Below are 11,885 nucleotides of genomic sequence, written 5' to 3' on the forward strand. Positions count from 1 at the left end.
CACCACGTGAGACGCGTCGGTTCCGGCGTCTTTGTCCGCGGGCTGCCCTGAACCCCCTGGTAGTCCCTACAATGCGCGATCATGTCCTGGCAGTCCGGAGATCCCGAAGCCCGGCCGACGGTGTACCTCCCGCAGAGCGACGGGGCGACACCTTTGGCCTACGAGACGTACGCCGATCCCGCCGAGGCGCACGGCTGGCAGAAGGCGTACAAGGACGGCGACGACACGAGCGTTCTGCCCGTCATCGGCGGAGACCCGGCCGGGCGGCGGCAGGCGCGGCGCCGCAGGCGCACCCGGAACAACCGGCGGCTCGCCGTGGCCGGGGGCGCGGCCGCCGCCGTCGTCCTCGGTGCCGTCGTCGTGGGCGCCCTCGGCTCCGGCGACTCCGACGGGTCCGGCGGCGGCACGCCGGTCCGGACGGACGGGCCCGTACGTCTGGCGACCGGGCCGGCGGAGCTGGACACCTCCTCGGCGCAGCCGTCCGCCACCGCGCCCGTGGCACCGGCCGCTCCGTCGGCGTCCGCCACCGCCTCCGCGAGCGCGGGCACCGCCTCCCCGGGGGCGACCGCGAGCTCCTCCGCGAGCCCGGGCGCCGGCGCGTCCACGGAGCCCGCGCCCACGACCTCCGCCCCCGCCCCGTCGGCGACGAGCACCACGGGCGGCCGCGGCCACGGGCGCGGACGCGGCCACGACGGCTGGTCCGGCTAGCCGCTCGGCCATGTCCGCGCCCCGACCCGCCACGAGCGGCACACCCCTCTTCCGCCGCGCAGCGAAGACGTACGGGGCCTGCGACTCCTGAGTCGAGTCCGGGAGGTGGGCCGTGTCCGTGAGGTCTAAGGGCCCTTGAGTCGCGTCCGCAAGCTTCTCGGGCCCTTGAGCCGTGTCCGCGAGGCCTAAGTGCCCTTGGGCCGTGTCCGCGAGGTCTCCGGCGGCCCTCGATCCGTGTCCGCGAGGTCTCAGGGTCTTGGTCCGTGTCCGCGAGGTCCCGTCCGCCCTTCGGGCCGACGGCCCGAGTCACGGACGCGGGCCCGATGCCGCGACGGGGCGACGCTCGCCCCGTCCCCCTGTCGTCGCCTGCCGCGGCACTAGGCCGGAAACCGCTCCTTGTTCACTTTTCCCTCTCCCCTCACAATGCGCATGACAACAACTGGCCGGAAGACCTCCGGTCAGCGGAAGGCGGCCGGACGACCTTCGGCCGCCCCAAGTCGCAAGAGGGGACCCCCACATGAGAAAGCCTCTCGTCGCCGCAGTGTTCGCCCTGGTGCTGTCCGGGGCGGGTGCGGCACCCGCGGTCGCGGCACCCGCTCCCCACACGGCTCCCGCGCCCGTGTCCGTGTCCGCCTCCGCCGGGACGGCCGGTACGAAGGCGGCGCCCACCCTCCAGGCCGTCAGCCTCGCCGGGACCGTCGCGCTCAGCAACTGCTCCGGCTCGGTGATCCGCTTCCCCAACTCGGCGGACACCGACCCGGCGCTCGTGCTCTCCAACGGCCACTGCCTGGAGACCGGTTTCCCGGACCCCGGCGAGGTGATCGTCGGCCAGTCCTCCAGCCGGTCCTTCGGTCTGCTGAACGCGTCGGGCACCAGGGTCGCGACGCTGCGCGCGAACAAGGTCGCCTACTCGACCATGACCGACACGGACATCACGATCTACCAGCTCACCAGCACCTACGCGACCATCAGGAACTCGTACGGGATCAGCGCGCTGACCGTGCAGAACACGCACCCGACCGCCGGCACCGCCATCACCGTGGCCTCCGGCTACTGGAAGCGCCTCTACAGCTGCAGCATCGACGGGTTCGTGTACCGCCTCAAGGAGGGGGACTGGACCTGGAAGGACTCGGTCCGCTACACCTCCGCCTGCCAGACCATCGGCGGCACCTCGGGCTCGCCGGTCATCGACCAGTCCACCGGCAAGGTCGTCGCAGTCAACAACACCGGCAACGAGGACGGCGAGCGCTGCACGGTGAACAACCCCTGCGAAGTCGACGCCAACGGCACCGTCACCGTGCGCCAGGGCATCAACTACGCCGAGGAGACCTACCAGATCCCGGCCTGCTTCACGACGGGCAACAAGCTCGACCTGAGCCTGAGCGGGTGCGTCCTGCCCAAGCCGTAACACCGCGGGAGGGCGGGCGGTCACGCCGTCCGGCGGACCGCCCGTCCCGCCAGCACATCCGTCCGGCGCCCGTCCTCGACGACGAAACGGCCGTCGATCAGGACATGGGGGACGCCGGTGGGCAGGGTGCGGGGCGCCGCGAAGGTCGAACCCGCCGCCACCGTCGCCGGATCGAAGAGGACCAGGTCGGCGCGGTACCCCTCGCGGACGAGACCGCGGTCGGGCAGCCGCAGCCGGGCGGCCGGCCTGCCGGTGAGATGGGCGACGCACTCCTCCAGCGTCAGGACGCCCAACTCCCTTACGTACCGGCCGAGATAGTGCGGGAAGGTGCCGTAGGCGCGCGGATGCGGTTTGGCGCCGTGCAGGATGCCGTCCGAGCCGCCGGTGTGCACACGGTGGCGCATGATCGCCCGGACGTTCTCCTCGTGCCCGACGTGCTGGAGGATCGTGGGGCCGAGCCGGTCCTCGACCAGCAGCCGCCGGGCGGTGGTCCAGGGCTCCTCGCCGCGCAGGTCGGCCGACTCCTGGACGGTCCGGCCGACGTACGGGGCGAGGCCGGGGTCGTTCACCCCCGAGATCTCGATCGTGTCCCACGCGATGGGGACGCCGTGGCAGCCGTCCGCGCCGACGACCTCCATGTGGTGCCGGACCCGCTCGGCGGTGCCGTCGTCCCGCAGCCGGGCCAGCACCGCCTCCGGGCCGCCCTCGCCCGCCCAGCTCGGCAGCATCGCCGCGAGGGTGGTGCACCCGGGGGTGTACGGATAGGTGTCGAGGGTGATGTCGGCGCCCTGCGCCAGCGCCCCGTCCAGCAGGGCGAGGAGGTCCGGCGCCTTCCCTTCGTTCACCCCGAAGTTCATGGTGGCGTGGGCGAGATGGAGCGGGCAGCCCGCCTCGCGGGTGAGGGCCACCATCTCCTCGTACGCCTCCAGGGCGCCCGCCCCGTACGAGCGGTGGTGCGGGCAGTAGTAGCCGCCGTGCTCCGCCACCACCCGGCACAGGGAGGTGAGTTCGGCGTCCCGGGCGTACATCCCCGGTGTGTACGTCAGCCCCGAGGACATGCCGACCGCGCCCTCCCGCAGCCCGTCCACCACCAACTGCCGCATCCGGTCCAGCTCCCGGGGGGTCGCCTCGCGGTCCTCCCAGCCGACGGCGAGCATGCGGACGGTGCCCTGGGGGACGAGGTAGGCGGCGTTCACCGCGATGCCCTCGCCGTCGAAGCCGTGGTCGAGCCGGTCCAGGTACTCGCCCACGGAACGCCAGTCGAAGTCGACGTCGTCGCCGTCGCCGTTCCAGCCGGTGATCGTCCGGCGCACCTCGGCGAGCGTGCGGTCGTCGACCGGCGCGTACGACAGGCCGTCCTGGCCGATGACTTCGAGGGTCACGCCCTGGGCGGCCTTCGCGCTGTGGTCCGGGTCCCGCAGCAGCGCGAGATCGCTGTGCGCGTGCATGTCGATGAAGCCGGGGGCCAGGACCAGGCCCTCGGCGTCCAGCTCCCGTGTGCCGCGCGGCCGTTGGCAGCCGGCCGCCGCGGCCTCCTTGACGATCGCGACGATCCGGCCGCCCTTGACGGCCACGTCCGCGCGGTACGTCGGCGCGCCGCTGCCGTCGGCGACGTCCACGTCCTGGATGACCAGGTCGGCGTGGTCCATGGGGTGACTCCCGTCTGGGTGGGGCGCAGCGATCTTTCGGAGGGGGAGGGACGTACGGATCTCTAGAAGAACGTACGGATGTAGTCGACGACCGTGCCGTCCGCCTCGACCAGCGGGATGAGCTGCCACTTGTCGAAGGACGTGCACGGGTGGGACAGCCCCATGCCGACCCAGTCGCCGACCTCCAGGTCAGCCCCGGGGTCCGTGCGCAGCCAGGCGTGCTGGTCGGAGAGCCTGCTCACCTCGATGCCGTCCGCCGGGCGCTCGGTTCCGGCGCGGCGCACGGCCTGGGCGACGGGCAGATCGAGGTCGTGGGCGGCGTCCCGCTTGCCGGCGTTGGTGAAGGCCTGTTCGGCGGAGGGCCGCGAGACGACCTGAGACCAGAGGCGGAAGGCCGGGTGCAGGGCGCCCTCGCGCGGGACGCGGGTGAAGGGGGTGAGCCTGCGGTAGTGGCCGTCGTCGTGCGAGACGTACGCGCCCGAACGCAGCAGCTTCAGGACGGGCAGGGAGAGTTCGGGGATCTCCGCGAAGACGTCGGCGACCGCGTCGAACCAGGCGCTGCCGCCCGCGCTGACGACGATCTCGTCGACGTCCTTGAACCGCCCGGCGACGTCGAAGGCCGCCGCCAGACCGGTCAGCCGCCGCAGCCAGGCGTGCACCCGCTCGGGGTTCGCGTCCGGCACCTCGCCCTCGTACCCCGCGACACCGGCCAGCCGGAGCGTCCCGGTCGCCGCCACGGCGTCGGCGACGGCCGCGCAGTCCTCCTCCGTCCGCGCGCCGGTGCGGGCCCCCGCGCCGGCGGCGAGTTCCACGACGACGTCCACCGGGCGGGCGCTCCCGCGCAGCGCGGCGTCCATCAGTTCCACGCCGCGCACCGAGTCCACGTAACAGACGAACCGGAAGTCCGGGTCCGCGGCGAGTTCGGCGGCGATCCAGCGCAGGGCCGCGGGGTCGACCAGCTCGTTCGCGAGGAAGATCCGGTCGATGCCGAACTCCCTCGCCACCCGCACCTGGTGGGGGACCGCGAGGGTGATGCCCCAGGCGCCGTGCTCGATCTGCCGCCAGAAGAGCTGGGGTGCCATGGACGTCTTGCCGTGCGGCGCGAAGGCGAGGCCGTGCCGGACCGCGTATGTCTCCATGAGTTCGAGGTTGTGGGTCAGGCGCTCGGCGGAGAGGGCGAGGACGGGGGTGGTGAATCCGTCCGTGAAGAGGTTGCGGCGCTGGGCGGCCAGCTCGCCGACGCTCAGACCGCCGGCGTCCGGCGGCAGGCCCTTGAAACGGTGGTCGACGCGCTCCGCCGCGAGAGCGGCCAGTGGTGCGGCGGCGGTGTCGGCGCTCATGGGGCCTCCTCGGCCTGTCGGTACGTGCGTTGCATCATGCGCAACGCTCATTGCGTATGTCGTTCGCTGCTGTCTAACATCCCAGCCGACGCAGGGTCAACGGTGCCGTTCGCCGCCGTGGGCCGCCAGAGCGAGGAGCCCCGACCACCGTGAGCAGCAACGGACCCGTGGATGCCGTGTCCCCCGGCACCGGCACCGACGTCGACACCGGCACCGGCACCGACGTCGACACCGGCACCGGTACCGACATCGAGGCCGGCACCGGCACGGGGACCGGCACCGGGGCCGGCACTGGCAATGGCACGGCGGCCGGCACCGGCACCGTCGACGTGGTGGCGCTCGGCGAGTCCATGGTCACCTTCCTGCCCACCCGGCCCGGACGCCTCGCCGACGTGCCGTCGTTCGAGCGGGGGATCGGCGGCGCCGAGTCGAACGTGGCCTGTGTGCTCGCCCGCGCCGGCCACTCCGCCCGCTGGGTCGGCCGGGTCGGCGCCGACGGGTTCGGCGACCACCTGGTGGAGGCGATCACCGCGTACGGCGTCGACACCTCCGCCGTGCGCCGGGACCCCGCCCGGCCGACCGGCGTCTACTTCCGCACCGCGGGCGACCGGGCGACCGACGCCCACGAAGTCGCCTACTACCGGGCCGGATCCGCGGCCTCGGCCATGACGGCGCGGAACACCGACCTGGCCGCCGCCCGCTCCGGCCGCGTGCTCCACCTGTCCGGCATCACCGCCGCGCTCTCCGGCGGCTGTCTGGAGCTGATGCGCGAGCTGACCGCCCCGCGGACCGGCCGCCCCCTCGTCTCCTTCGACGTCAACCACCGCCCGGGCCTGTGGCGCGGCCACCCCGAGGGCCCCCGCGTCCTGCTCGGCCTCGCGCGCGGCGCCGACATCGTCTTCGTCGGCGACGACGAGGCCCGCGACGCCTGGGGACTGCGCGGAGCACGCGCGATCCGCGCGGCGCTTCCCGAACCCGACGTCCTGGTCGTCAAGTTCGGCGCGGACGGCGCCGTCGTGTTCGACAAGTCCGGTGCGGAACGGCCCGAGCGAACCGAGGACACTGCCGGCACCGCCACCTTCGTCCCGGCCCTCGGGGTCGACGTCGTCGCGGCCGTCGGCGCCGGTGACGCCTTCGCCGCCGGGTTCCTCTCCGCCACCCTGCGTGGTCTCCCCGCCCGCGAACGCCTGCGGCACGGCCATCTGACGGCCGCCGCTGCCCTCACGGTCCCCGGCGACCTCGCCGAGCCGCCCGCCCGGGGGCTCGCCGACCGGCTGGCGGCTCTCGACGACCGGGCCTGGGAGACACTTCGTCTCGGCCCCGGCTGGACCGAAGCCGACACACGGGCCGCGGAGGAGGTACGTACGCCATGAGCCAGACCGTCGACCGAGCGCTGAGCATCCTGCCGCTGCTCGCCGAGGGCCCCGCCGACCTCGGCCAGGTCGCCGACCGCCTCGGCGTCCACAAGTCCACGGCCCTGCGCCTGCTGCGCACCCTGAACGAACACGGCCTGGTGTACCGCCAGTCCGACCAGCGCTACCGGCTCGGCGCCCGTCTCTTCGCCCTCGCCCAGGAGGCCGTCGAGAACCTCGACGTCCGCGAGATCGCCCACCCCCACCTCGTCCGCCTCAACGAGAGCTGCGGACACACCGTCCACCTCGCCGTGTACGAGGAGAACGAGGTGCTCTACATCGACAAGGTGGAGAGCCGTTACCCGGTGCGCATGTACTCGCGGATCGGGAAACCCGTCGCCATCACCGTCGCCGCGGTCGCCAAACTCCTCCTCGCCGACCTGTCCGAGGCCGAGCGCCGCGCCGTCGCCGACAAGCTCGACTACCCCATGTACACGGCCCGTTCGACACCGAACGCCCCCGCCTTCCTGAAGGAACTGGCGACGGTGCGCGAGCAGGGCTGGGCCACCGACCTCGGCGGCCACGAGGAGTCCATCAACTGTGTCGCCGCCCCGGTCCGCGGCGCCGACGGACGCGTCGCGGCGGCGATGTCGGTCTCCGCGCCCAACGTCGTCGTCACCGCCGAGGAACTTCTCACCCTGCTCCCGCTGGTACGCCGTACGGCCGACGCCATCAGCCGCGACTACTCCGGCAAAGCCCCCACGAAGGAAGACCCGAAGGAATGAGCACCGCATGACCGACAAGATCGCCCTCACCCCCGCGACCCACACCACCCCGCCCGCCAAGTTCTCGCACGGCGTGCGGAAGGGGAACATCCTCCAGGTCGCCGGACAGGTCGGCTTCCTGCCCGCCGAGGAGGGCAAGCCGCCGACGCCCGCCGGTCCGACCCTGCGCGAGCAGACCCTCCAGACGCTCGCCAACGTCAAGGCCATCCTCGAAGAGGGCGGCGCCGGCTGGGACGACGCGATGATGATCCGCGTCTACCTCACGGACACCGGCCACTTCGCCGAGATGAACGAGATCTACAACCAGTACTTCGAGGAGCAGGGCCTCACCGCGCCCCCCGCCGCCCGCACGACGGTCTACGTCGGACTGCCGGCCGGACTCCTCGTCGAGATCGACGTGCTCGCCGTCCTCGGCTGACGCCCCCTCCGGGCCCACGCCCGCGCACCCCGCGCCACCGCGCACCCACCCCTTTGCGTGACCCGCCGGTCCGCGTGACCCGCCCGCCCGCGCAACCCGCGCAGGCGGCGGTCCGCGCGACCGCGCACCTCGCGCACCTCCCGCACCCCGTACGACGTCACGGTGCGGCACCCGCCACCCCGGGGGAGCCGCACCGCGATCCGCCCTGCCCGAAAGCCCCCACGGACTGACGAAAGAGAGGCTCCCCCGACATGTCGTCGTACCCGCTCGCAGCGACAGCCCCGGCCCCGGAGACACCACCGCACACCGGCGGTCTCCTGCTCCTCCTCGACGGCACGGCCGGACTGCTCACGGTCGCCGCCCTCGGCATCGCGCTCCTCCTCTTCCTGATCATCAAGGTCCGGCTCCAGCCGTTCGTCGCCCTCCTCGCCGTCTCCATAGCCGTCGGCCTCTCCGCCGGACTCTCGGTCACGGAACTGTTCGGCACGGTCCAGCGGTCCACCGCCGTATCGGTCATCGAGACGGGCATGGGCGGCATCCTCGGCCATGTCGCGATCATCATCGGCCTCGGCACGATGCTCGGCGCGATCCTCGAAGTCAGCGGCGGCGCCGAGGTGCTGGCCTCCCGGCTGCTCGGCCTCTTCGGGGAGCGGCGGGCCCCGCTCGCCATGGGCCTGACCGGCCTGATCTTCGGCATCCCGGTCTTCTTCGACGTCGGCATCTTCGTCCTCGCGCCGCTCGTCTACGCCGCCGCCAAACGGTCGGGCAGGTCGATCCTCCTCTACTGCCTGCCGCTGCTCGCCGGTCTGTCGATGACCCACGCCTTCCTGCCGCCGCACCCCGGCCCGGTCGCCGCCGCGGGACTCCTGCACGTCCAGCTCGGCTGGGTCGTCCTCATGGGCATCGTCTGCGGTGTCCCCGCCGTGCTGGCCGCCTGGGTCTGGTCCGCCTGGATCGGCAGGCGCATCTTCGTCCCCGTACCGCAGGACATGGTCGAGGCGGCCGCCGAGGCCAGGCGGGCCGTGGCCGAGGAGCAGCGGCGCGCGGGCGTCGCCCCGCCCGGCGGGTCCGACGGCCCGGACGACGGTGCGGAACCGCGGGAGAAGCCGGTGCCGCTCGGCACCGTCATCGGCATCATCGGTACGCCGCTGGTGCTCATCCTCGCCGCCACCTTCTCCTCGATCGCCCTCGACCCCTCCACGCTCCGCTCGGTCGTCGAGTTCTTCGGCAGCCCGTTCGTCGCCCTCACGATCGCCCTGCTCCTCGCCTACTACCTGCTCGGCATCCGGCGCGGCTGGTCCCGCAAGTCCCTGGAGGCGGTGTCGACTTCGTCGCTCAAGCCGGTCGGCAACATCCTGCTCGTCGTCGGCGCGGGCGGTGTGTTCGGCGCCGTGCTGAAGGCCAGCGGGGTCGCGCAGGCCCTGTCGGACACCTTCAACGACGTCGGTCTCCCGGTGATCGTCCTGGCCTATCTGATCTCCCTGGTCCTGCGGGTCGCCCAGGGCTCGGCGACGGTCGCGATCGTCACGACGGCCGGCATCGTCGCGCCCCTGCTCGGCGAGGGCCACCACTCGCAGGCCTTCGTCGCCCTCGTCATCATGGCGATCTCGGCGGGTTCGATCTTCGCCTCGCACGTCAACGACGGCGGCTTCTGGATGGTGGCCAAGTACTTCGGCATCAGCGAGCGCGACACCCTGAGGACCTGGACCGTCCTGGAATCGGTGCTGTCCGTCGCGGGGTTCGCCGTGGCCGCCGTGATGAGTCTCTTCGTGTAACAGTGGCATCGCCAATTCGGGGCTGGCTGTGCCCCGCACAGGATCTTCGACCATACTTCCCGCTGTGGAGCAGCGCATAGGTTCGAAGAGTCAGCCCCTGGACGCCGCCGCGGTGAACCCGGCGTACATCCCCGGGCTCACGTCACCCGTGCCGGCGGAGCCGAAGGACGCGGTCGTGGAGACCGGAGAGGCCGCCGCGGAGGAGACCGTCTCGGAGGAGGCCGTTTCCGAGGAAGCCGTCTCGGAGGAGGCCGTTTCCGAGGAGACGGTCTCCGGCGAGAAGGCGTCCGACGACGCGGCGTCCGAGGCGGCGTCCGACGAGGCGGCGTCCGACGAGGCGCCCGCCGCCGAGATCCCGGAGGAGGCCGAGGCCGAGGAGGAGAGCGGCCCCGCCCCCGACGGTCCCGTCTTCGAGGCGTCCGACCGGCGTGCCTCGATCAGGGCCGACCACAGCGGTGTCCGGCTGCGCCTGGACGACCAGGAGGCGGAGTTCCGCTGGGACGAGATCGGCGCCGTCGAGACGGAGTCGCCGCGCTTCGGCAAGCGGTACACCATCACGGTGCACACGCCGGAGCGCCGCTGGTATCCGATCGAGATCGAGGCGAACGCCCGGGCACGCTTCAAGGAGTGGGAGGAGCAGCTCGACGCCGTCCTGGACGCCTACTTCGAGGACGGCGAGGACGACACCGAGGCGCAGGCCGAGACCGAGACCGAGGCCGGGACGGTGGCCGAGACCGAGGCCGGGACCGAGTCCGAGTCCGAGGTGAAGGGCGAGTCCGAGTCCGAGGTGAAGGGCGAGTCCGGGAGCGAGGACGAGGACACCTCGGCCGGCGCGGACAAGGGCGAGAAGCCGTAAGCGGTACGGGGATCCGCGCGCCCGGTCAGGAAGGGCACGCGGATCCCCGGCCACCGGCCGGTACGGCCGGGGCGTTCTCGCCTACGAGCAGTACTGGGCGGCCTTGCCGATGGACCGGTACATGCAGTCGGCGTTCTCCAGGAGCTGGAGCACCGCGTCCCGGTTGCGGGAGGTCTCGCGCTCGATGACCTCGTCGGGCGGGTAGAAGCCGCCGCCGGAGCTGGACGACGGATACATCTCGAAGGTGTAGTCGAAGATCTTCTGGGTGCCCCAGAGATAGTCGTCGATCGAGCCGTCCGTGATGTACAGATCACTGGCCTGCTCGGCCGTGTACCCGTTGCTGGCGGCCATCTTCTGGCCGACGGCCTTGAACGCGGCGGCGTCGTCCGCCGTCATCCCCGTCGCGGTGTCGGCGGTGGTGTACCCGAACGGCCAGAGCACCAGCTCGCTGTAGGTGTGGAAGTCGATGCCCGCGGTGATCTGCTGCTTGCCGCCGACGACCCGGCCGCGTACGAAGTCGGAGACCACCTTCACCTCGGGCGCCGACTCGGCCGACGCGCCGCGGTAGGTCTCGGAGGACTTGGAGGACGAAGAGCCGCCGCAGCAGCCCCACTTGTAGTTCCAGTTCCGGTTCAGGTCCGTACCGACGTACGAGGAGCCGGAGTTGGGCTGGCGGTTCTTGCGCCACGAACGGTACGAGCCGCTCGCGATGTCGTACTCGCCGCCGTCCGGGTTGAGGTCCGGGACGATCCAGATCTCGCGGTTGTTCACCATGTTCGTGACCCGGGAGTCGCTGCCGTAGCCCGCCCCGAGTTCGCGCAGCAGATACAGCGCCATCTCCACCGTGAGGTGCTCACGCGCGTGCTGGTGGAAGGTGAGCAGGACCTCGGGCTCGCTCTCGTCGGTCGCCACGTTGTCGCTGACCTTGATGGCGACGATGTCCCGGCCCTGGTAGGACTTGCCGATCACCCGTTTACTCATGATGCCCGGGTAGGCGGCGAGCCGCTGGTCGATCTCCGTGTTCATCTCGGCGTAGTTGTGGTACTTCGAGTCCGCCGTCGGGAAGTCGAAGAGCCGTAGGTCGCCGGCGGCCGAGCGGTCGGGCGCCGAGCCCAGCGGCGTGACGTCGTAGCCCTGCCGGCGCAGCGTGGCGATCTGGTCGGCGCGGCCCGAGACGACGACGGTCTCCTCGTCGGCCTCGTCCACGGTGACGCCCGAGCGCTGGATCTGCGTCCGGGACGCGGAGGTCGAGCTCTGGTGGATCTCGTACTGCCTGACGTCGTCGGACGAGGGCGCGAGGGCCCTGGCCCCGCTCGCCGTGGCGTCGGTCGCCGTGGCGGTCAGGGGAGCCGCGAGGGCGAGTGCCGCGAGGACCGCGAGGGCGGCGCCGCGTCGGCGGCCTGTGCCTCTGCCGTCGGCGCTGCCACTGCCACGTGGGCGAAGTCGCATGAAGTCTCCTTGTTTCTCCGGAAAATTCCGGGATCTCCGGAATGTAGGGGAACGGAGCTGGGGGGTGGCTCAAGGTGACGTGCCTGGTGCGGGTGTGGCGCTCATGGTGAGGGTCATGGCATGAGCAGGTCAAGAGACGACAAAG

Annotated in this window: 10 protein-coding genes; 7 read left to right on the forward strand and 3 right to left on the reverse strand. The window is 72.1% G+C overall.

Translation table 11 applies throughout. The annotated features are described in order from the left end of the window. Positions 1 to 81 precede the first annotated feature (81 nt). Entirely contained in the window at positions 82 to 708 is a 627-nt protein-coding gene (locus tag ACFYYF_RS07665) for a hypothetical protein (protein ID WP_388772439.1), read from the forward strand. Between the two features lie 517 nt (positions 709 to 1,225). Beyond that, on the forward strand, positions 1,226 to 2,116 hold the full coding sequence (locus ACFYYF_RS07670) for a serine protease (protein WP_388772441.1): 891 nt from the start codon (positions 1,226 to 1,228) through the stop codon (positions 2,114 to 2,116). Positions 2,117 to 2,136: 20 nt separating this feature from the next. Here ACFYYF_RS07670 and ACFYYF_RS07675 read toward each other — a convergent pair whose 3' ends face one another. Then, positions 2,137 to 3,765, reverse strand: coding sequence for an amidohydrolase family protein (locus ACFYYF_RS07675; protein ID WP_388772442.1), 1,629 nt, complete (start codon positions 3,763 to 3,765; stop codon positions 2,137 to 2,139). Positions 3,766 to 3,827: 62 nt separating this feature from the next. Continuing rightward, positions 3,828 to 5,105, reverse strand: coding sequence for an alanine racemase (locus ACFYYF_RS07680; RefSeq protein WP_388772443.1), 1,278 nt, complete (start codon positions 5,103 to 5,105; stop codon positions 3,828 to 3,830). Between the two features lie 350 nt (positions 5,106 to 5,455). On the opposite strand from ACFYYF_RS07680, the gene ACFYYF_RS07685 reads away from it, so the two are divergent. The 5 genes from ACFYYF_RS07685 (at position 5,456) to ACFYYF_RS07705 (ending at position 10,291) form a co-directional block, all read left to right on the forward strand. Continuing rightward, complete coding sequence (locus ACFYYF_RS07685; RefSeq protein WP_388772980.1) at positions 5,456 to 6,478, forward strand: sugar kinase; 1,023 nt, start codon at positions 5,456 to 5,458, stop codon at positions 6,476 to 6,478. Then, positions 6,475 to 7,242 (forward strand): IclR family transcriptional regulator, encoded by a 768-nt coding sequence (locus ACFYYF_RS07690; protein WP_365480277.1) that lies wholly within the window; start codon positions 6,475 to 6,477, stop codon positions 7,240 to 7,242. Before ACFYYF_RS07685 ends, ACFYYF_RS07690 begins: the two co-directional genes overlap by 4 nt. 7 nt (positions 7,243 to 7,249) lie before the next feature. Next, positions 7,250 to 7,660, forward strand: a complete 411-nt coding sequence (locus tag ACFYYF_RS07695) for a RidA family protein (protein WP_361685898.1) — start codon at positions 7,250 to 7,252, stop codon at positions 7,658 to 7,660. 251 nt (positions 7,661 to 7,911) lie between these two features. After that, a complete protein-coding gene (locus tag ACFYYF_RS07700) occupies positions 7,912 to 9,435 on the forward strand; it encodes a GntP family permease (RefSeq protein ID WP_388772445.1) in 1,524 nt (507 codons plus the stop codon). A gap of 64 nt (positions 9,436 to 9,499) precedes the next feature. After that, positions 9,500 to 10,291 (forward strand): hypothetical protein, encoded by a 792-nt coding sequence (locus tag ACFYYF_RS07705; protein ID WP_388772446.1) that lies wholly within the window; start codon positions 9,500 to 9,502, stop codon positions 10,289 to 10,291. A gap of 81 nt (positions 10,292 to 10,372) precedes the next feature. Here ACFYYF_RS07705 and ACFYYF_RS07710 read toward each other — a convergent pair whose 3' ends face one another. Then, on the reverse strand, positions 10,373 to 11,740 hold the full coding sequence (locus tag ACFYYF_RS07710) for a M14 family metallopeptidase (protein WP_388772448.1): 1,368 nt from the start codon (positions 11,738 to 11,740) through the stop codon (positions 10,373 to 10,375). Positions 11,741 to 11,885: the final 145 nt, after the last annotated feature.

The organism is Streptomyces sp. NPDC001914 (assembly GCF_042891215.1).
GTDB lineage: Bacteria > Actinomycetota > Actinomycetes > Streptomycetales > Streptomycetaceae > Streptomyces.